At 28.6% G+C, this 21,718-nt stretch carries 21 protein-coding genes; 10 read left to right on the forward strand and 11 right to left on the reverse strand.

Annotation, left to right across the window (positions count from 1 at the left end; all coding sequences use genetic code 11):
• The first annotated feature begins 155 nt into the window (after nucleotides 1-155).
• Together ACWW38_RS05920 and ACWW38_RS05925 are read left to right on the forward strand one after the other, a co-directional pair.
• Nucleotides 156-383, forward strand: a complete 228-nt coding sequence (locus ACWW38_RS05920) for a small, acid-soluble spore protein, alpha/beta type (protein WP_456259878.1) — start codon at nucleotides 156-158, stop codon at nucleotides 381-383.
• A 140-nt stretch (nucleotides 384-523) separates the two neighbouring features.
• Complete coding sequence (locus ACWW38_RS05925) at nucleotides 524-1,732, forward strand: class I SAM-dependent methyltransferase (RefSeq protein ID WP_456259879.1); 1,209 nt, start codon at nucleotides 524-526, stop codon at nucleotides 1,730-1,732.
• A 33-nt stretch (nucleotides 1,733-1,765) separates the two neighbouring features.
• On the opposite strand, the gene ACWW38_RS05930 is transcribed toward ACWW38_RS05925, so the two are convergent.
• Nucleotides 1,766-2,107 (reverse strand): hypothetical protein, encoded by a 342-nt coding sequence (locus tag ACWW38_RS05930; RefSeq protein WP_456259880.1) that lies wholly within the window; start codon nucleotides 2,105-2,107, stop codon nucleotides 1,766-1,768.
• A 155-nt stretch (nucleotides 2,108-2,262) separates the two neighbouring features.
• Here ACWW38_RS05930 and ACWW38_RS05935 point away from each other — a divergent pair, with 155 nt between their 5' ends.
• Together ACWW38_RS05935 and ACWW38_RS05940 are read left to right on the forward strand one after the other, a co-directional pair.
• The gene (locus ACWW38_RS05935) at nucleotides 2,263-2,736 is read left to right on the forward strand and encodes a DUF441 domain-containing protein (RefSeq protein WP_456259881.1); all 474 of its coding nucleotides are present in this window, start codon (nucleotides 2,263-2,265) and stop codon (nucleotides 2,734-2,736) included.
• A gap of 401 nt (nucleotides 2,737-3,137) precedes the next feature.
• On the forward strand, nucleotides 3,138-3,599 hold the full coding sequence (locus tag ACWW38_RS05940; protein ID WP_456259882.1) for a hypothetical protein: 462 nt from the start codon (nucleotides 3,138-3,140) through the stop codon (nucleotides 3,597-3,599).
• A 77-nt stretch (nucleotides 3,600-3,676) separates the two neighbouring features.
• On the opposite strand, the gene ACWW38_RS05945 is transcribed toward ACWW38_RS05940, so the two are convergent.
• The gene (locus ACWW38_RS05945; protein ID WP_456259883.1) at nucleotides 3,677-4,474 is read right to left on the reverse strand and encodes an SDR family NAD(P)-dependent oxidoreductase; all 798 of its coding nucleotides are present in this window, start codon (nucleotides 4,472-4,474) and stop codon (nucleotides 3,677-3,679) included.
• A 72-nt stretch (nucleotides 4,475-4,546) separates the two neighbouring features.
• On the reverse strand, nucleotides 4,547-5,491 hold the full coding sequence (locus tag ACWW38_RS05950; protein WP_456260427.1) for a M15 family metallopeptidase: 945 nt from the start codon (nucleotides 5,489-5,491) through the stop codon (nucleotides 4,547-4,549).
• A gap of 225 nt (nucleotides 5,492-5,716) precedes the next feature.
• Here ACWW38_RS05950 and ACWW38_RS05955 point away from each other — a divergent pair, with 225 nt between their 5' ends.
• Entirely contained in the window at nucleotides 5,717-6,280 is a 564-nt protein-coding gene (locus ACWW38_RS05955) for a TetR/AcrR family transcriptional regulator (RefSeq protein ID WP_456259884.1), read from the forward strand.
• Nucleotides 6,281-6,378: 98 nt separating this feature from the next.
• Nucleotides 6,379-6,747: an HsmA family protein gene (locus ACWW38_RS05960; protein WP_456259885.1), complete on the forward strand. Its 369-nt coding sequence runs from the start codon at nucleotides 6,379-6,381 to the stop codon at nucleotides 6,745-6,747.
• 211 nt (nucleotides 6,748-6,958) lie between these two features.
• On the opposite strand, the gene ACWW38_RS05965 is transcribed toward ACWW38_RS05960, so the two are convergent.
• The 4 genes from ACWW38_RS05965 to ACWW38_RS05980 form a co-directional block, all read right to left on the reverse strand.
• Entirely contained in the window at nucleotides 6,959-7,483 is a 525-nt protein-coding gene (locus tag ACWW38_RS05965) for an N-acetyltransferase family protein (protein WP_456259886.1), read from the reverse strand.
• A gap of 83 nt (nucleotides 7,484-7,566) precedes the next feature.
• Complete coding sequence (locus ACWW38_RS05970; RefSeq protein ID WP_456259887.1) at nucleotides 7,567-7,977, reverse strand: PPC domain-containing DNA-binding protein; 411 nt, start codon at nucleotides 7,975-7,977, stop codon at nucleotides 7,567-7,569.
• Nucleotides 7,978-8,191: 214 nt separating this feature from the next.
• Complete coding sequence (locus ACWW38_RS05975; RefSeq protein ID WP_456259888.1) at nucleotides 8,192-8,803, reverse strand: manganese efflux pump MntP; 612 nt, start codon at nucleotides 8,801-8,803, stop codon at nucleotides 8,192-8,194.
• Nucleotides 8,804-9,075: 272 nt separating this feature from the next.
• Nucleotides 9,076-9,753 (reverse strand): HAD hydrolase-like protein, encoded by a 678-nt coding sequence (locus tag ACWW38_RS05980; RefSeq protein ID WP_456259889.1) that lies wholly within the window; start codon nucleotides 9,751-9,753, stop codon nucleotides 9,076-9,078.
• 204 nt (nucleotides 9,754-9,957) lie between these two features.
• Between ACWW38_RS05980 and ACWW38_RS05985 the strand changes: the two genes are divergently transcribed.
• Nucleotides 9,958-11,163, forward strand: a complete 1,206-nt coding sequence (locus ACWW38_RS05985; protein ID WP_456259890.1) for an alanyl-tRNA editing protein — start codon at nucleotides 9,958-9,960, stop codon at nucleotides 11,161-11,163.
• A 147-nt stretch (nucleotides 11,164-11,310) separates the two neighbouring features.
• Here ACWW38_RS05985 and ACWW38_RS05990 read toward each other — a convergent pair whose 3' ends face one another.
• The 4 genes from ACWW38_RS05990 to ACWW38_RS06005 all read right to left on the reverse strand — a co-directional run bounded on the left by ACWW38_RS05990 (nucleotide 11,311) and on the right by ACWW38_RS06005 (nucleotide 16,688).
• Nucleotides 11,311-12,267, reverse strand: a complete 957-nt coding sequence (locus ACWW38_RS05990) for a tocopherol cyclase family protein (RefSeq protein ID WP_456259891.1) — start codon at nucleotides 12,265-12,267, stop codon at nucleotides 11,311-11,313.
• Between the two features lie 220 nt (nucleotides 12,268-12,487).
• Complete coding sequence (locus tag ACWW38_RS05995; protein ID WP_456259892.1) at nucleotides 12,488-13,429, reverse strand: 3-hydroxyacyl-CoA dehydrogenase family protein; 942 nt, start codon at nucleotides 13,427-13,429, stop codon at nucleotides 12,488-12,490.
• Nucleotides 13,430-13,735: 306 nt separating this feature from the next.
• The gene (locus tag ACWW38_RS06000; protein WP_456259893.1) at nucleotides 13,736-15,037 is read right to left on the reverse strand and encodes a M18 family aminopeptidase; all 1,302 of its coding nucleotides are present in this window, start codon (nucleotides 15,035-15,037) and stop codon (nucleotides 13,736-13,738) included.
• 232 nt (nucleotides 15,038-15,269) lie between these two features.
• Nucleotides 15,270-16,688 carry a hypothetical protein gene (locus ACWW38_RS06005; protein ID WP_456259894.1) on the reverse strand — a complete coding sequence of 473 codons (1,419 nt, stop codon included), beginning with the start codon at nucleotides 16,686-16,688 and terminating at the stop codon, nucleotides 15,270-15,272.
• A 287-nt stretch (nucleotides 16,689-16,975) separates the two neighbouring features.
• Here ACWW38_RS06005 and ACWW38_RS06010 point away from each other — a divergent pair, with 287 nt between their 5' ends.
• The 3 genes from ACWW38_RS06010 to ACWW38_RS06020 all read left to right on the forward strand — a co-directional run bounded on the left by ACWW38_RS06010 (nucleotide 16,976) and on the right by ACWW38_RS06020 (nucleotide 21,646).
• Complete coding sequence (locus ACWW38_RS06010) at nucleotides 16,976-18,151, forward strand: cation diffusion facilitator family transporter (RefSeq protein WP_456259895.1); 1,176 nt, start codon at nucleotides 16,976-16,978, stop codon at nucleotides 18,149-18,151.
• Between the two features lie 230 nt (nucleotides 18,152-18,381).
• Nucleotides 18,382-20,379 carry a methyl-accepting chemotaxis protein gene (locus ACWW38_RS06015; protein WP_456259896.1) on the forward strand — a complete coding sequence of 666 codons (1,998 nt, stop codon included), beginning with the start codon at nucleotides 18,382-18,384 and terminating at the stop codon, nucleotides 20,377-20,379.
• A 163-nt stretch (nucleotides 20,380-20,542) separates the two neighbouring features.
• Complete coding sequence (locus ACWW38_RS06020) at nucleotides 20,543-21,646, forward strand: PRK06851 family protein (RefSeq protein ID WP_456259897.1); 1,104 nt, start codon at nucleotides 20,543-20,545, stop codon at nucleotides 21,644-21,646.
• Nucleotides 21,647-21,718: the final 72 nt, after the last annotated feature.

A 21,718-nucleotide genomic window follows, 5' to 3' on the forward strand; every position in this document is an offset into this window, starting at 1 on the left:
AAAATCTTCTACTCATCAATATATGAATTCATTATACTGTTAGTTACATAATTTTAGACCTTCTATAAAAATTTTCAATATATTTCACAGTATGCAAATTTATATTTTGCAAAAGCTAATTATACAATAATTAATATTACGAAAGGAGAAAAGTTATGGCACGTAAACCTCTTGTACCTTCAGCAAGTTCAGGATTAGAAAAATTTAAAATGGAAGTAGCTAAAGATATGGGTCTTGAAGGATATACTGATAAACATGAATATATGGGAGACACTCCATCAAAAATAGTTGGAAGAATGGCTAATGCAGGCAATGTAGGTGGAGAAATGATGAGAAGAATGATTGCTTCCGTTGAACAACAAATGGTAGATAAAAAAAAATAATTTTAAGACTATTGGTGTTTCCAGTAGTCTTTCTTAATATGGTTTTATATTTTTATATCCATAATTGAACTTTATAATAACATTCTGATATACTATACCTATCAAATATTAAGTGAGACGGAGGATTTGAAAAGTTACATATGAATAAGCAAAGTTTAAATAAATTAAATCTTTTCTTTATGGGAATAGACAATAGATTTTCAGAAAATAATTCTATATTCAAAGGTTTAGCAGTAACCTTTAAAACAGGCCTTAAAACATTTAACGGTAATGGTTCTTATGATAATGGTAAAATTAAGTATAATTTTAATGGAATAACTCATGTTGAAAATATTAAAATTATTTTAGATAAAATAATAGAAGAGTCTGAGAATTACGATTCTTTGGAGTTTATTTACAGCGAAAGAGGAACAAATATTCTAATCTCAGCTGATAATAAAAATGTTACTATGAAAAATGTCGAAGTAAAAGATATAGATTCTACCAATTCTAAAACAGATTCTTCTACTTTATGCAATATAAATAGCCAACATGTCGAAGGTAAAACTTCTACTCTGCTAAATAGAGATTATTATATAAAAGTTGGTAGTGCAGATAATCTCCTTAAAGAAATTAACATAATGACAAAGGATGGAAAGATAAAAAATGATAAAATAAGAAAATATAATCAAATAGATCATTATGTAGAACTTCTTGATGGTATATTTAGTAACTTTCCAACTAAAGGCACAATAAATATATTAGATTGTGGATGTGGAAAATCTTATCTTTCATTTGTTTTAAATTATTATTTAACAGAGGTAAAAAAAATCAAATGCCATTTTATAGGTCTTGATTACTCTGAGTCTGTAATTGAATCTTCAAAAAAAATGGCTAACAATCTTGGATACAGAAACATGGAATTTCATGCAATTGACATAAAGGACTATACTCCTAATAAAAACATAAATGTAGTTTTATCACTGCATGCATGCGATACAGCAACAGATATGGCTCTTGCCTTAGGTATAAGAGTAGAAGCTGATGTAATTATTGCAGTTCCTTGCTGCCATAGGGAGCTTTTAAATCAGTATTCATACGAACCTTTTAAAAGTATACTAAAACATGGTGTTCTAAAGGCTAGACTAGCTGATATATTAACTGATGGTATGCGTGCTACAATGCTTGAAGCCAAAGGATATGATGTATCCGTAGTTGAGTATATATCCCCTCTTGAAACTCCTAAAAATCTAATGATTAGAGCTACAAAGGTTAGAGAGGAAAATAATAAAGCTATGGATGAATATCACGATTTAATGAGCTCACTAAACATATATCCTGCTCTCTATAGATTTTTAAATGAATGGTAATAAAAAAGCCGTGTGCATTCACGGCTTTTTTTATTAAATTAGCAGAATTACAGCAATTATAAAAAACACAACTGTTAAAAGTAATATTGTTAAAAATAGTAACATTTCGCTAATTATTTGTACTTTGTCTGATATAATCTTCTTGTATTTAGCAAATGATTGTATAAAGTTAATTAAACAAATAGGCAGCACAAAATATAAACAACAAGTTATAAACACACCTATGAATTCACCTAAATAAAAATTAATCTTATTTGCTGGCTTAAAAATAATTAGCAGTATAAATATAAGGTAAACGACTTCTAATAGCATTATAGAAGCTTTTTTATTTTGATTAACTACTCTATCTAAATCTTGCTTGTCCTTTTCCTCCATCCATTCTCCTCCTTTTAAGCTCCTGTAAAATAGAAATATTTGCCCTATAATATTAATATGCAGATTGAAGCAAACATGTTAAAAACATAATTTGCTTTTATGACTTTAACAAAATATGAAACTTAAAATACTATATATTATAAGTAAGTTTTAGGGTGTTAAATTTGTTATATAAATTGGTTCTTGTAATTTTATTTATACTATCACTTATTACTAAAAATAAAAGTTTAGCCTTTGCTTCCCTATTAATATTTTTGGTATCCTTAAGCAATAACTATAAAACTATAAATTTTATTGAAAAATATTTTATGGATATTGGAATGATATTTTTAATGATATGGATGCTTGTTCCATTAATTAAGCAGAATAATACCTCTGCAATTACTATAAACAGTTTATTAAGTGTTAAGGGTATAATTTCTTTTACTGCTGGAATAATTGTAGTAGTACTCGCCTCAAGAGGTGTTAATCTTTTAAAAGGCAACACCGATACATTAGCAGGGGTTGTTATAGGTTCAATTGTGGGAGTTGCTTTATTAGGAGGAGTTCCTGTTGGCCCGCTAGTGGCTTCAGGTATTGCATATGAAATTATTAAATTTATAAATTTTATCTTTAAAAATGGTGCTTAATTATTAAATTGTTAAAATGCAAACTCTTAAATTGCATATAATTAAATTATATCTTGATTTCTAACTAAATTAGTTTTTATTCTTTATTATTTTTATATACTTTCATTTATTTTCGCTATATTTTGCAAGTTGCTATTTAACATGGTTAAAATATAATTGATTTATTAATTTATTTTAACCATGAGGTGATGCGATGGACAAATTAGAATATGAATTCAATAACAATGTTCCAGTATTTAGATGTACATTTTGCGGAAGCTGCAATTCGTGTACAGAATCTATTTCTTATGCCAGTGTAAAAAATAGAGGATGTTGTTGGTACTTTCCCTAAGTACACTCTAATAGATATAAAAAATATAATAAATTTAGGCAGTAAGAATCATATATACAAACTTTTAAATATGAAAAACACAAAAATATCTAGATATCATTTAGAAGTTATAGGTGAATTTGATAAGGAAAAACATGAAGAATTTTTGAAGGAAAACGTTTATGATTGGGGAGATTTTGATACTAAACTCTTTTTTAGATTGTGTCCTTTTGCAACAATTGAAGGATGCAGCATAGATTTCAATTTAAGACCCCATCCCTGCAATCTTTACCTATGTAGAGAGGTAATAAGTTCCTGTGGGGAAAACTACAAAGAGTTTTCTAAAGAAAGAAGAGATTACTTTTCTTATTGTAACTATTTTTCAGATAGCTTAAAGTACACTCTAATGGATAATAATGTTGATTTATTAAGTGATCCTTTTAAAGCTATAGAAATTATAGAACAAACAGATATTCCTAATTTTTCTTTCAAAATACTGCCTCCTATATTATTTAATGATGCTCCATATAATAATGATATAGTTGCAGGTTAATTGACTTATTTAGTTAATTAATTCTTTGCTTTAAATATAGTGGCTAATCCATTTACTTGGATTAGCCTTTTATAATATTATACTTTTCTTTCTACAAGACTTTTTTGTATTTTTTCTACTGTTTTTGCTAGTATACTCCCCGGAAGCAACTTAGATGCAATAATTGCTATTTTATTAGTGGTTCCAGGAATAATTAATCTTTTATTTTTCTTTAATCCATTAAATGCAGCCATTGCTACAGCTTTAGGATCCATAGCTGTCCTTATGTCCATCTTTCCTGCTCTCTTTGAGAATTCAGTCTTTGTAGCACCAGGACAAATAGTAGTTACAGCTATTCCGTAATTCTTTAATTCATTGTAAATAGCTTCGGAAAATGATAGTACATAAGCTTTTGTTGCATAGTACACAGCAATATATGGTCCTGGCTGATAAGATCCTGTAGAGGCTACATTCAGTATTTTTCCATTACCTTTCTCTATCATTTTTCTTGCAAATAATTTAGTTAAACAGGTCAAAGAAGTTACATTAAGTTGAATCATTTCAATATCTTTTTCATAATCTATTTCATGAAAAAGTCCACAACTTCCACTGCCTGCGTTATTTACAAGTACGTCAATATCTATATTGCAGTCTGTAATTTCCTTAAATATTTCGTAAGAAGAATTTGGTAGAGCTAAATCTTTTCCTATAGCTTTTACTTGTACACCATATTTCTCCTGAAACTCATTAGCCATAGAATTAAGTTTTTCTATGTTTCTAGCTACAAGTACAAGATTATAATTATCCTTAGCAAATAACTTAGTAAGCTCATATCCTATTCCAGTAGAGGCCCCCGTAATTAAAACAGTTCCCTTTATATCACCAATTTGTTTCATATATTTTCCTCCTAAAATAAGCGGCGACTTCTTACTATGCATCCCTTTTTTTATTCTATAGGATATACATTGTTATTTCAATTCTTCCTCAATTATTTGTATAAAGCTTTTTGTCTTAGCATCCTCACACGGTATTCCTGAATACCATGGTTTGTCTGGTGAAAGCTGATTACTAAAATATTTAGCTTTAATTATTAACTCAGGCCTATATTCAAAATGTAAAATATCAAAGTGACCCCATTTGCCTCCCCAAATAAAATTATTTTTTTCAAAAATCTCAATTATTTCCCTAGGATAAGAAAGCATTCTTCTTTCTCCTTCCTTTCTGGAAGTCCACTTCCAATAATCCCTTTTATCACTTCTTAAGTCAATAGCTGTTCCAAAAGAATGAGCACTTAATTGATTTGTTCCAGCAATGTATCTATAATTAAAAGTTCCACTAGTTGGAAATATATAAGAGCATACATCATTTCTTTTTTCAGCAATAGGTATAAGTTCCTTCATTACTTGCTTTAGCGACTCTGCAGCTCCATTCTCGCCATTAAAATCCCAATACTTGTAACCAACTTTTACCCTTGTAAGATTTGATTGAACCTGTTCTTTTGAAACACCATAAACATCCTTTAATAAAGCGTACACTCTAGCACGCCCAGGATCGAACTCTTCATCCATTAACTTGTTTATACTTCCTAAGGGATAAACTTGTTCCATCATATCCTGCAAATCTGGATAAAGAAGTTTATCTTGAAAACTCTTTTTTTTCTTATCATCATAAATAATTTTTTTCCCGGATTTGGTTATTATATATACATAGTCCTCTGAATTTTTTTCTATTGCCACAATGTGTTCTGGATAAGCCATCATTAAACATAATAGATCTCTTTTCATAGTTATATTATAATTTGATAAATTCTCCTGATTGTTTAATACATTTATACCGTAAGCATACGCATTTTTTGTACTCCCTACAAAAATATATAAACATAGAAAAATTAAACAAATATATTTATGTTTCATCATCTTCATTCCTCCATTAGATATATAGAGACTAGCATTATATTTTGCTTTCTATTGCAATTATTATATGTAAAAACAAAAAATCTAGGCTATGTTTTAATCTACTAATAGAAAGTTTTAAATAAATGTAAAAATCCACATTTATTCGAAACAAAGCTGTTGACAAAAATATATAAATATTTTATAATGAACAGTGTTCATAAGAAAATTTTAGGAGTGTTGTAATTGGCTAGAGTCATCGAAAATCCAAAGGAACTTATACTAAATAAATCTAAAGAAATATTATATAACGAAGGTTACTCAAAATTAAGCATGAGACATGTTGCTAAGGAATGTGATATAGCTCTTGGAACTATTTATAATTATTATCCTACAAAAAAGGATTTAGTTATGGAAATGATGATAGATTACTGGAAAGAATATTTTTTTAGTCTTGAAAAGTTAATAAGTTCAGATGATCCCTTTTATATTAAACTAAATAAACTTTTTGATGAACTTCAAGCCTTCATTAAAACTTTTAAAGAAATTTGGCTTAAGCGAGAATTTTATGACACTCCAGACTTTGTAGAAAGTGGTTTAGAAAAAGAATTCTTCTATATGAAACAACTAGTAGAAAAAGTAGAATTCATATTAATAGAAGAGTCCTCAAAGATTAACAGTGAAATTCACTTAAAGCAAAGTTCTAATGAAACAGCAGAATTTATTGTACTAAACTTTATTACAATAATTCAAATGCCATTTTTCAAATATTCGTCTTTTGAAACAATTCTAAAAGAATTGTTTAAATAAATCATATCCTAAAGGATATGATTTTAAAATGAACTTTAATGAACATCGTTCATTAGAAGCTTTTATAAAAATCTATTCATACAGGGGGAGTAAATTGTATGTTAATTTATGCAGTTATATTTATTAATTTAGCTTTGGTATTCTACACAATAGGTGTTTGGAGCGAGAAAAGACAAGGAGAACTAAAGAAGTGGCATCTAATAGTATTTTGGATAGGTCTAGTTTTCGATACCGCTGGAACAACAGTTATGAGTAAAATAGCTAATGAAGGTTTTAAACTTAATTTTCATGGAATAACAGGACTGCTAGCAATATTATTAATGCTTTTTCATGCCATATGGGCAACAGTTGTTTTAATTAAAAACAACGAAAAAGCAAAAGCTAATTTCCATAAATTTAGCATTATTGTATGGCTTATTTGGTTAGTTCCTTTCTTATCTGGAGCAATCTTTGGAATGACAAAATAAAAATATAAAAAATAAATCCATATACTAAAAAATATATGGATTTACTTTTTATATCTATTTACAATTTATCTGATGACTACCATCCGTAATACTCCCACTTCTAAAGTAGGATATAACGGATGCTACGTACCTAGATAAGGGCTTCTTTGCTTTAGTTGTAGAAAAAGCTCCATCTGAAGCAAAGAAGCCTCTTTATATATCAAGTTGAAAATTACAGCTGCTTTAATGGAGAATTAAATTCTTTTGCTAAATTAAGCAATGGATTATCACATAATCTGTAAACAGTCCATTCATCCATTGGAATTGCTCCTACATGTTTATAAAATTTAATTGATGGCTCATTCCAATCCAAACAAGACCACTCAAATCTTCCACAATTTCTTTCCACAGTTAAGTTAGCTAAAAAAGACAGCATTATCTTTCCAATACCTTTTCCTCTCATTTCAGGTTTTACATAAAGATCCTCTAAATATAATCCCGGTTTTCCTAGAAATGTTGAAAAGTTATGAAAATATAGCGTAAAACTCACAGGTTCATTTTCATATTCTCCAATTACAACTTCAGCTGCTTTACGATTAAATAGTGAATCTTTCAAAATTTCTTCTGTAGCCTCTACTTCATCTAACATTTTTTCATATTCCGCTAATTCTTTTATAAATTTAAGAATTAAAGGAATATCTTCTTCTATAGCAAACCTCAACTTAAAACTATCTAATTTTGTGTTAATGTACTTCATAGCACTTCCCCCTTAGTTATTATAAACAGAATATCTATTAATTATAGATTTATTTCAAATTTATTTGAACATTATACTATAATCTATAGCTTCTTAAAATATGGCTCCTTTACTTTTAATTCATCAAAACCTGTTTTATCATCATATTCACGTACAAAAACAAACTCTTCTATTTCTCCTATAATTACTTCAGCAGTAGTATAAATTATACATCCCTCTAATAAATGTCCACCTATAACTTTGCCATTAGAATCTGCAATGGATATATGAAGATGGCATCCATCCTCAGAAATAGTTCCAACTAAAGATACAATTTCAAACTTTTCTTCATACTTCTTTTTTATATTTTCATCTGCAAGCCTTAAGTGTGCAGATGTAAGACTGCCCACACAAGTTATGATTGCGGCAGCTTTAATCTCTTTTTCTCTAGAATAATCTTCTATTTTCTTTTTTAAATCTTCCCCTGGATAGAGCCTAAATGCATGAAGTTTCATCTCTAGTATCTCCTTTTCAACCTTTCTTCTTTATCTTTAATATTTTTATACATATTTTTGTACTCCTCATTTCGGTTATCTTCAAAATATGTTCTATCATCTATTTTAATAAATATTTGTAAATCGGTAAACACTGCCACAACAAAAACAACTAAAGATGCACATCTTATCTTTAATATGATTCTTTTCTTTGCCTTTTTTATATTTCTTTATTTTAGTTAAATAAATTTTTTCCAAGCTGCATCACAGGCATTATATTTATATGTTCATTCAAAATCTTTAATCCAATTAATATTAGTATAATTCCACCAATTATTTCAGCATGATTTTTCAGTACATATCCGAATTTTTTACCAACAATTACACCTATGAAGCATATAACGAATGTAATTATTCCAATAATTACTGCTGATTTTATTATTGATATATTAAGAAGTGCAAGGCTAACTCCAACTACTAGTGCATCTATACTAGTTGCAACAGCAAGTAAAATTAAAGTTTTATTATTTAAAACATCACATCTACCATCTCTGCAAGCATACGCCTCATCCTTTGATTTTATAGACTCATAAATCATCTTACCTCCTATAAATCCAAGCAGTAAAAAGGCTATCCAGTGATCTAGCTCAGATATATAGCCTTGAAATTTACTTCCTATTAGCCAGCCAATTAAAGGCATTACCCCTTGAAAAACACCAAAAGTTCCCCCTATCTTTAATGGTTCCTTTAATCTTAGTTTCTCTAACATAATCCCATTAGTTATAGATACAGCAAAAGCATCCATTGACAGACCAACAGCAATTAGAACTATTGTCATAAAATTCATCCTTAAATATCCTCCTTCTAAATTATGTAAATAAAAAAAGACCATGCGTAACACAAAGTGTTACACATGAGTCTCATTATTTAAGGCAAGCCAGACTTATATAGTCATTATGTTGACGTTACCACACATTTCAACTGTGCTAATTACTCCCTCACGTGCTTATTTAAAAGCTCTGCTATTTAATTGTAAAATAATATATTTAATATTTACATATTATCATTTGTTATCATAATTCACAAGAATTTTTGTTCATTATAACACATATTTTGTCTTCATATTCTATTTTTATGTATTGATTTCACTATAGGTATAATTTCATTAAATTTGTTAACTATATAGTTTGCATCTTTCAACTCATCAGAACTAGCAAATCCAAAATTACATCCTATTGACCAAATATTATTTTCAACAGCAGCTTCAATATCTGATTTTCTATCTCCTACCATAATTGCATTCTGTATATTGTAATTTTTTAAAAGCATTTCAATAAGTTGAATCTTAGAACTACATTTAAATTTTCCAGAGCTATAGAAATCAGTTACAAATCTTTTTAGTTGATAATATTTGGAAACTGCATCTATATATTCCTCTAACCCATTACTAGCAATAAATATTTGAATTCCCATCTCACTAATTTCTTTTAGAGTTTCTATTACTCCTTCATATAACTGGCCCCTTCCCCCCTTAATCTCTATAATTAAATTTTTCAAGAATAACTTATCTGCCTCTTTTCTAATATCTTCCGATTCTTCTGGTAATAGCGTTTTCCAAATTTCAGGAAGTGTTGACCCTAGTACACTTAAACATTTCTCCACTGGAGTCTCTCCTTCCCACTTGCCTATTTTCCTCAAATGATCGTAAGTTTTATCTAAAGCTGGCGCAACGATTTTTTCAGTTTGAAATAATGTTCCATCCATATCAAATAGTACTGCAAAGTTATTATATTTCATAAAAATCTCTCCTTAAAATCTTTTATATGGCTATGACTTAAATTAATTACTTTTACCTTATCAATTAAATTTCTAATTGTAAATATTTAAGAGTCTTTTTTAATAAACTTTAGAATTTTTATGTTAAAATGTAAAATATACAAAAATGCTTATAATCAAATAAAAGTATTTTTGTAACAACACAATAGGAGGAGTTGTTCGACTTTGGAAAAGCTTTATTACGAAAATCCATACACTAAAGAATTTACTGCTGAAATAATAAATGTAATTGAAAAAAATAATAAATATTATGTTGAGCTAGATAAGACTTATTTTTATCCCGAAGGTGGAGGTCAGCCAAGTGATACAGGGTATATAAATTCCATACCCGTAACCTACGTATTAGAGGAAGATAGTAAGATATATCATGTAATGGATGTAAAGCCTTTAAAAATTCACAGAGTTAAATGCACTATAGATTGGGAAAAAAGATATGATCACATGCAGCAACATCATGGGCAGCATATACTTTCTGCTTGTTTATTCAAATTATTTAATGCAAACACCATAGGTTTTCACCTTGGAAAGAACTTTTCAACTATTGACATAGATAAACTTTTAGCAAATGATGAAATTAGAGCTGCCGAAAAAATGGCTAATAAAATAATTTTTGATAATGTCAGTGTAGAAATATTATACCCAACTAATTCCGAATTAAAAAAATTACCTCTTAGAAAAATATCGCCGAAAGTTAATGATCAGATTAGAGTGGTAAAAATCGGGGATATTGATATAAATGCATGTTGTGGAACCCATCCAAATTCAACAATTGAGGTTCAAATTATTAAAATTTCTAAGTATGAAAAATACAAAAATGGTACAAGAATTGAATTTCTATGTGGATCAAGAGCAGTTTCTGATTATACCTTAAAACATGATTCAATACAAAAAATGTCAACCATTTTATCCTGTAATGAAAATAGTTTAATATCTGAAGTTGAAAGACTTTCTGGTGAACTTAATAAAGCTCTTTCTGAAAAAGCAGCATTAAAATCAGAAGTTGCCAACTATGAAATAAAAGAAATTCTAGATTCCTGTGAAAGTATACAAAATATAAAAATTATTAAGTCTATCTATGATAATGTGGATTTAAAATATATTAATCTTTTAGCATCTAAGTTAGTATCATTTCCCAATGTTATAGCATTATTTGGAGTAAAATCTAATGATAAAGCACAACTTATTTTTATGTGCTCAAAAGAATTAAAAATTGTTAGTATGAACTCTCTTTTAAAGGATGCAATAACCTTAATTGATGGAAAAGGTGGAGGCAGCAACTTTTCTGCACAAGGCGGAGGTAAAAATAACAATAATTTAGAGTCATCAGTTGAATATGCATACAATAAAATTAAAAATTTATTAATATCTTAGGTTATGTTTTAAGAAAGATTGTTGATGACCTATAATATCTAAAATAATTTTCATAAGCGATTCACATCAAATCTATGATTTGCTATGAATCGCTTACTCTTTTTGATGAACCACTTAGAATCTTACTAAAATATATATTATATCCCACTAAAAGTGTTCAAATATTTTTTCAATAACTTCAAATCCTGCTCTTCTTCCAGTATCTTCATATATTAAATTTCCATATCGATCATATAATTTTAAAAATACCTCAGAATCAATGCTTTCTTTTATTCTTCTAGACATATCTCCTTTAACTGGTGCAAGCAATTCTCCTAATTTTTTCATTATAACTCTTACGTCCATTTTATAATCTTTATTTTCTATAATTACAGTAATACCATCCTCATTTTTACACAATTTTGTAATTTTAGACTTATTATAAGTAGCAAATTTATATACTTTACCATTTAAATATATGAATGATATGAATCCTATAAAATAATTTTTTAGCCAAGGAATATTTGCTATTGATATCATCAAAGAAGCATTTGATTTTGTAAAATTATTAGAATGTATCCAAATCCATTCACTAGGGAAAGAGGTTCCCCAATCCTTTTCTATATAGCCCTTTCCATTTGTAAAATCAATTCTATTTCCATTTATATTGAGACTTCCTATTAAATTATGATTTATAGAAACTATACCGTGATTACATTCCATATGAGGAACATAGAAATACCATCCCATTATTCCTGGAGATATTATGGTCTTAGGATATCTTACAATTCCCGTGTATTCTACGTCACCTTTAATTTGCATATTATCACTATCAATATTCAATTTTATACCACTATCAGTAAATATTGATTTTCCAATCTTCACATATAAGTCCTTTTTGCTGGCATAAAACTCCTCCAGCTTATACTGGATATACTGTGTTTTGCATGTAGTACCGTTTATTATCTGAATAAAAGCATGTGGATTTTCCTTTGATAGTGAAACTCCAGGAATAAATGAATATACATTTTCTAAGTCAAATGATACATGTTTAAAATACCATCCTTCAAAATAATGACGCTTAGCTAAATTCCCTTGAAATGCTTCCCTGTTAAATACTTTCAACACTATATCCTCCACTGAAATTTATGAGTATTTATTATTTTATATACTGATAAATCTAATTTTTATATTTTTATTATTACCTAAACTACATAGTTTATATTAGTATTAAAATCTTCTTCCATTAATCAAAATTAATCTTAAATGCTACAAGCGGCAAATAAAAAAGTCACATTATACATTAATTGTATAACATGACTTTCAAAATATTAAATATAATAAATTATTTTTCTTCACTATCCTTTTCCAATAAATATGTTAGTACTTCTTGGCGCTCTCTTTGTTTTTTTTCTAAGAAGTCTGGTGTCCACTTATAAAAACCTTCTCCAGTTTTTACTCCAAGTTTACCAGCTTCAACTTTGCTTTTTAACAATTTTGGAAGTTCAGTTGAATTACAAAGATCTTTAAATAGATATTCTGATATATGGCTAAATACATCAAGTCCTCCTAAATCAGCACTGATTAATGGCCCTGTAGCAGGAAGTCTTCTTCCAAGTCCATATTCCATTGCTTTATCTACTTCTTCTGCAGTTGCCCATCCTTGCTCAACTATATATAACGCTTCCCTAAGTAATGCAAATTGAAGACGATTTCCTATGAACCCTGGGCATTCCTTTTTCATGGATACTGGTTTCTTACCTATTGATTCAACCCATTCTATAGTTCTATCCATAGTTTCTTTAGAGGTTCTCTCTCCAGGTATTACTTCTATTAATGGTACTAAATGAGCTGGATTCCAAACCTGTGCAACTACTATTCTTTCTGGATGCTTCATATTTTTAGATATTTCTGTTGGACTAAGTCCTGAAGTAATGGTTGCTAATATTACCTCTGAAGGACAAACTTTATCTAATTTTTCAAAAACATCTTGCTTAAGCTTTAATTCTTCTGCTAAACATTCTAGTACAAAATCAGCTTCTTTAGCAGCATCTTCAATAGTCTTTACTCCTCTTACTTTGCCTAAAATTTCTTCACATTTTCCTTCTGCTATCTGTCCTCCAAGCTTTAAACGATTTAAACTGTCCTTTATATTATTAAAGCCTCTTTCTAAACTTTCATCAGATCTACCATACATAATTACATCAAATCCTGCTTGAGCAGACAATATTGCCATACTAGGTCCCATAGTTCCAGTACCTAATACTGCTATCTTTTCAATTTTCATATGCACTATCTCCCCTTTATATGTAGTTGATATCTCTAGTATACTATATAACCTCTTATTAACAATCTTTATTTTTCCATTTTGATTCATGCTTTAAGGAAGTTGCGGCGCAACTTTTTAGTGAATAACTAATAGTTAAAAGTGAATAATGATGGATATTTTTCTCCGCCTTGCTACGAAAAATTTTAATTTTATTTAAGTTGTTAAATATAGTTGCCCTATGGGTAATTGCTTTAGAAAAGCTAAACATCTGTTATCCTTAACTATTAACTTAAAAGAAAGTTGCGTCGCAACTTTCTTTTAATGTTAGATATTATAAAATTCTTCAAATGCCTTTGTTACATAATAATGATCCATAACTCCACAAAGTTCTCTTACTGAATGCATTGCCAACATTGGAGTTCCTATATCAACTGAACGTATGTTTAAATGAGTTGATGAAATAGGTCCTATAGTAGAGCCTCCTCTTTGATCTGAACGATTTACAAACTTTTGTACTGGAACTCCTGCCTTTTGACATAACCCCTTGAATACAGAAATTGAGTCACCATCTGAAGTATAACTTTGATTAGCTGCAATTTTTATAACAGGCCCTTTGTTTATAACAGGCCTATTTGTAGGATCACTTTTCTCTCCTTTATTAGGATGAACAGCATGAGCTGCATCCGCTGATATTATGAAAGATTTTGAAAGTGCTCTAAGGAAATCTTCTCTATCTCCGTCTAAAGATAATACTATTCTTTCTAAAATATTTGAAAGCATCTCTGAGTCTGCTCCTTGCTTTGTAGAACTTCCAACTTCTTCATTATCAAAACATACTAAAACATTTATAGCCTTTGAAACCTCTGACTTAATTATAGCAGTAACTCCTGAGTGAACTGCCTCTAAATCATCCAATCTTCCTGAGGATATAAATTCATCTTCTATGCCTATTATACTTCCTTTATCATATTCATAAAGAAATAAATCAAAATCTAAAATGTTTTTATAATCTATTTCTAATTCTTTTGCTAAGATTTTCAAAAGATAATTATCTTTTTCAAATTGTTCATTTATTAATCCCAACATAGGAATCATATCTACTTGTTTATTAAGTTCTATTCCTTCATTTACTCCTCTATTCATATGAATTGCAAGATTTGGAATTATCATTATTGGTTTTTTAATGTTAATAAGTTTTGTATCCGGATATAATATACTCTCTCCTTTTAATATTACTCTTCCGGCTATGGCTAATGGTCTATCAAGCCAAGTATTTAGTATAGGTCCGCCGTATACTTCAGTATTCAATTTAATATATGTGTTTTCTGAAATTATTTCTGGATTAGGCTTTATTCTGAAGCTTGGAGAATCAGTATGTGCTCCTATTATTTTAAAACCATGTTCATATACCTTGCCTTTTCCTACTACAAAAGCTACTATTGCAGAATTATTTTTAGTAGTATAGTATTTTGATCCTTTTTCAAGCTTCCACTTATCTTCCTCTTTTAATTCCTTAAAACCTTCCTTATCTAACATTTCTTTTACATTTTTAACAGCATGAAAAGCTGTAGGACTATCATATATAAAGTCAATTAACTCATCAGCAAACTTTATTTCTTTTGTCATAAAGATACCTCCAGTATTATTAAATGGTTATATTATAAGTTAAGTATACCAAAAATAGATTATTTTATCACATAAATATATATTATAACTAAATTTAACATAATGAACGTCTATTAATATTTACTAAATATAATACAAAATATAAAAGTGTACATTTGAATGTACACTTTTATATTGATATTTTATTTAATAGACTTTGTATTATTTAATATGTTTTTCATTAAATAATATATTATTTAACGTTAACACCTTGCATTCCACCAGCTAATTCCATTAATTGCATAAAATCCACAGAATTTTTTTCGTTAACTTCTGGCATAGGACTCATTTTTATGTCTTTATTTATATTAGTAGAATTTGAATCAAAATTCATAGTTAATGTATATGTTGAATTAGACTTTCCGTTAGCTTCAACTCCTGGTAATTGACCTGGCACTTGTCCCATTAATTCTTCTAACTTAGCTGTGTTGACAGTAACTTTAATACTTCCTTTTTCATAAGAAATATATCCTTCTTTGTTAACTCCACATTCGTATACTAAGTCAAATTTTAATCCATCTTTCATCTTATCTAATGCTTTTACTACTTCATTTAATCCTTCTTTAAACTCTTTATCATCAATCTTTTGACCTTTTGTACTTGGATCCATTTCCATTGTAGAATTTACATAATCTTTGATCATTTTCATCATTTTTTCATCTTGTAATGCATCTTTAATTATTTGGATTAATTTATCATTAGTTAATTCTACCTTATATAGTTTAGATAAATCTTTAGCCTTGCTTGGATCTATCTTAGTTAGATCTCCTCTTGAAACTATATCATATTTTGCATCAGCTAGTTTCATGAAATCTTCAGTAGCAGCCATGAACTTTTTACCAAATACTTCTGCATCATTCATTATAGCACCAAAGTTTGGCATTTGTCCTTGTATGTCACCTGCTTCAGCTAATATTTTTTCAAGATCATATACAAAATATTTTTTATCTTTAAATCCATCTGGCATAAACGCTTTTGCTGCTTCAGGAATTTCTACTACATATTTTACCTTTGGAACTTTTGCAGTAGCATCTACATCTGCCCAAGTTTTCATCTCTATTGGCATTCCATTAATGCTTATCTTAATATTTCCTTCTACTTGAGCCTTTTTATTTTCATCACTAGTTTTTGATTTAGCATCTATTCCCATTTTAAAAGTGTTTATTATTGGAAGTATTTGAGCTAACATAGCCTTTTCATCTTCTGATAAATTTTCACCTTTTAAGTTTATGTCAAATTGCATTTGTTGCTCAGCTGAAGTTATATTTTGGTTCATTCCATAAGCTTTAAGTAATTCATCCATAGGTGAAATATTCTTATCAATATTTCTATCTATGTACAATCCTAATAGATATGAATAACCTGATTTATATGTTTGGTCTGATATATTGGTTAATATTTTTCTAGCCTCTTTAATATCCTTTTCATTTGGATTAACTCTGATTTGCTTTAGTAATTCATAAGCTTTTGTTTTTAATTCTTGGTCATTTACTTTAGTTTCTGCTTGTACACTTTCTCCAGTTGCAGCCATGGCTTTTATTGGTTGTACACCTATTCCACCTAATAACATCCCCGCTGTTAAAACTATAGAAATAATTTTTTTATTCTTCACACATACTCCTCCTTTTTTTACACCATAATCATATTAGTGAAAATATTACCACAATATATAGCTTAACTTATTTAAAGAATTTTATCAATTATATTAATACACTTTTAAAACCTATGAAAGCTGTTTATACTATTATAAGTCTATGATGTTCAAATAAGCTTTTACTTATTATAGTAAATTATACAAAACATTTAAAAATAATTTAACATTTTATTTAAACATGCTATTATATATAAATGAAACTATTGTATTATATTACTTTCTAAAACAATTACGGAGGAAATGATATGTTATCTAAATTTTTAGTATCTCACTTTATAAAAGATTATGAGAATATAAATAATAGCAAAGTAAGAGATTCCTATGGATATTTAGGTGGTACTGTAGGAATAATCGTAAATGTAATACTATTTTTAGTCAAGCTATCTGTAGGTCTTATTGTGAAAAGTATTGCAGTTACTGCAGATGCCTTTAACAATCTTTCAGATGCTCTGTCATCTGTAATAACCATAGCTGGATTTAAACTTGCATCAAAACCAGCCGATAAAGAACATCCTTTTGGGCATGGAAGAATAGAATATATATCTGGGCTTATAGTGTCTTTTATGGTAATGTTAGTTGGATTTGAATTTACTAAATCCTCATTTAATAGAATAGTAAATCCTCAAAAAATAAGCTTTGAAATAATTCCTTTTATTTTAATTTTAATATCAATTCTAACAAAGGTTTGGCTTAGTAAATTTAACAAGTATATAGGTAAGAAAATAGATTCTTCAGCACTTCAAGCTTCTTCTTTAGATGCACTTGGTGATGTAATAACCTCTAGCACTGTTGCCCTTTCATTATTAATCTCAAAATGGGTAACATTTCCTATCGATGGCTATATAGGAATATTAGTTTCATTATTTATTTTATATTCTGGCTTTTCTTTAACTAGAGATACTATAAATCCTATTCTAGGTGAAGCTCCTAGTCCTGAATTTGTAGAAAAAATCAAAAATGAAGTTTTAAAATATGATTATATAACTGGTGTACATGATATAATAGTACATAACTATGGTCCTGGAAGACGTATGGCGTCACTTCATGCAGAAGTACCTTGTGATATTTCAATAATACAAATTCACGAAATAATAGACAAAGCTGAAAGAGAATTATCAGATAAGTTAAATATAATTTTAGTTATACACATGGATCCAATTAACACCAATGACAAAGAAATTATTACTTCTAAACAGGAAATAGCTAAAATTTTGGGTGATATTCCTGCTGTAGATTCTTTCCATGATTTTAGAGTTGTAGGAGAAGGTGAATTTAAGAACTTAATATTTGACATAGTTGTCTCTTCAGATTTTAATATAGATAAAGATGGACCTATTCTTGAAGATAAAATAAATGAAGAATTAAAAAAAATTCACGCAAATTATAACGCTTTAATTAACATAGATAAAAAATATATATAATTTAATTTACTAGCATTCATTGTTTAATTCTCTAACATTTGTAAGTTAATATATTAACATTTACTCTTTAATGTAGTATTATTATCTTGTAACATATTATATGTTACTCATACTTCCCATAACCCTATTAAGTTTACGATCTTTACACAATCTTTAATCATTACCTAAACTAAAATCCAATATTAATACATCCGTCTGTATTAATATTGGATTTACAAAGGAGGGAATTTGTGGTGGTTTTCAAAAGAACTATAAAAGAAAAATTATCTTTATTATTATGTATCTCTGCAGTTATTCCAATAGTTTTTATTTCTTTGTTTAATTACTACATACATAAAAGCACAGCAGAAAGCGACTTTTATAAAATGATGCAGTATTCCTCTAACCACGTATCTTCAATAGTAAGTGATACCATCAAGTACAACGTGGAAGCAGTAAATATGCTAAGTAATAGTAATTACATAAAAGGGGTTTCTTCAAATCCATCCTTAGAAGCAGAAATGATGAATTTCATGTATAATTTCAGAAATACTCATAAAGATATAATAACAACCTATTTTGGAAATATAATGGGTCATCAATATGCAACAGTAGACAAAATTCCTGAAGGGTTTGATCCAAGAACAAGACCTTGGTTCAAAGACGCTATGAAAAATCCAGGTAAGGCTATTATAACCTCACCTTATGAAGACTCAAATCAAAAGGGTAGATATGTTATTACTGTAGCAGAAACTGTAAAAGATGCTAATGGTCAAGCTGTTGGAGTTGTAGGCACAGATATAACTCTTTCATATCTTGCTGATGTAGTTTCTAATATAAAATTAGGAAATGCCGGTTATACTGCCATTATAGACTCTAATAATAGAATTATAGCTATTAATAATAAGGATTTATTAGGAAAAACTTCTAAAGAAGAACCTTGGATTAACAACGCTATAAAAGATTTAGGTAAAAATTCTATAGTAGATATACATGGAAGTAAATATATATCTTATACAGTGGAAAATCCTGCAACTGGTTGGAAAATGGCTTCCTTCATACCTCTAAGTGAGTTAAAGGGGATGCTATCAAAAACAAGAAATACTATAATCTTTGCAAGTTTTATTTTCTTGGCAATAGCTGTACTTATGGGAAATTTATTTGGAAATCAGATTTCAAAATCTATAAAAAATATAGTTACCATTATAGAAAAGATAAGCGGCGGAGACTTTTCCCATAACATTGAAACTAATAAAAAAGATATAGAAGAACTTCAAGTAGTAGCAAAATCATTAAATAAAATGATTATTGACATCAATTCTTTACTTAAAAGCATTGAAAATTCATCTATACACCTTAAAGAGTCTTCTGAAAATTTGGTAGCTATTACTGAAGAATCTAGTTCAGCTTCAGAAGAAGTGGCAACAGCTGTACAAACTATAGCTAAAGATACTTCTGAGCAATGTTCAAGCTTACAAAACAGTACAGATGCAATACTTTCTCTTGGAAAAGAAGTAGATACCTCTCTTCTTAATAGTAAAAACATGAATGAAGCTTCTGATAAAGTAAGTAAAGCTGCTGGAAATGGTATTGTCAGCATAAATGATTTAAAGAAAAACTATAATCTAAACTCTGAAGCTAATAGTAAATTGTTAGATGAAGTAGATGATCTTGATAAGAGTTCTAAGAGGATAATGGATATTACTAATAGCATAAAGAGTATTACAGAACAGACTAATCTACTAGCACTAAATGCTAGCATAGAAGCAGCTCGAGCAGGTGAAGCCGGCCGTGGCTTTGCAGTAGTTGCTGAAGAAGTTAGAAAACTAGCTGAAGAATCTGCTTCTTTTGCTTCTGAAATAGATGAAGTTTTACGTGTAATGCAGCAGAATACAAATATAGTAGTAGAAGGAATTAAGAATAGTAAGCATCTAAACGATCTAACTGGAGATAGCGTTAACATAACAAGTTCAAGCTTTGAGAGTATATTAAAAGATCTAAAATCCTTACAAGACTGTGTTGATAAGGTAACCTATTCTCTAGAACAAATAAACCTTCATAAGAACAATGTAATAAGTGATATATCTAGTACTTTAAGTATATCTGAACAAATTTCAGCTACTACTGAAGAAGTTAGTGCTTCTACAGAAGAACAATCTGCAGGATTCCAACAGGTTGTTAGCCTAGCTGAAAATTTATCTTCTCTTTCAAACTCTTTAGATGAAAACATAAAAAAATTTATTATGTAAACTTTAAACCAAAAGGATTAACACTCTCTTAGTTCTTTTGGTTTTTATATTATACTCCTTTTATAAATTTATAAATTTATAAATTTATAAATTTATAAATTTTATCAATATTTATAAATTTATTAATATAATATATAAGATATATAATTAGGAGTGTGATTTAATGAAGGGTGAATTTAGACATTACTTCCCAGGTGGAAATACTTCCAAAGGATTCTATTCCTTTTACAGGTATATACTTCCACAAGAAATAGCAAGAAGGATTATTTGTATAAAGGGCGGTCCCGGAACAGGAAAATCTTCCCTTATGAAAAGAGTAGGACAATACTTTAATGAAAAAGGATATGATATAGAGTACCATCATTGTTCTTCTGATAACAATTCTTTAGATGCAATAGTAATAAAAGGACTAAACGTAGCACTCCTTGACGGAACTGCTCCTCATATAGTTGATCCAGTAAATCCAGGTGCAGTAGATGAAATATTAAATTTAGGAAGTTGTTGGAATGAAAATGGTTTTAAAACCTCTAGAAATACAATAATGACTATAAATAAACAAGTTGGAAAGACATTTAAGAGAGCTTATAGATATATTGGTGCTGCTAAAACCATACATGATGATTGGAGTTCCTATAATTCAGAAGCTCTTAATAATTCTAAATTAAATCTTTTTAAAGAAGACTTCAAAAATGAAATACTTTCCAATATATCCGTATCTTCTACAGGCACTGATAGACACTTATTTGCTACTGCCTTTACTCCTAATGGAATAGTGACTTATATAGACTCTATAGCAGCAAATTATAAGAGAGTATATGTATTAAATGGAAACCCAGGCACTGGTAAAACTAATGTATTAAATTATATATTAGAAGAATCTCTTAAACGCGGTTTATATGTTGAAGCATATCATGACCCATTAATACCCGAGAGATTAGAGCACATAATAATACCAACATTAAATATAGCAATACTAACCTCTAATGAAATAAATCAGAAAAATTTTGTAGGAAATCAAATTCAAATGGATGATTTTTTAAATAAAAGAATACTTGATAAAAGTTCTGATGAAATTCAGGTAAATAAAGAAATTTTCTACTCACTACTAAATAAAGGATTAAAAATCATTTCTGGAGCTAAATCACTTCACGATGAACTTGAAAAATGCTATATTCCTAATATGGATTTTGATAAAGTGGAAGGTACATTTAATCAAATTATAACAAAACTTTTAAAGTACGAAAATGAATATAAAAATAATTTATAGTACTTAATCTGAAATTTAAACGGATATATACACTATATAATTAAAAAACTAATAAAAACCCGCATAAGACTA

The sequence above is a fragment of the Clostridium sp. JNZ J1-5 genome (genome assembly GCF_053901425.1).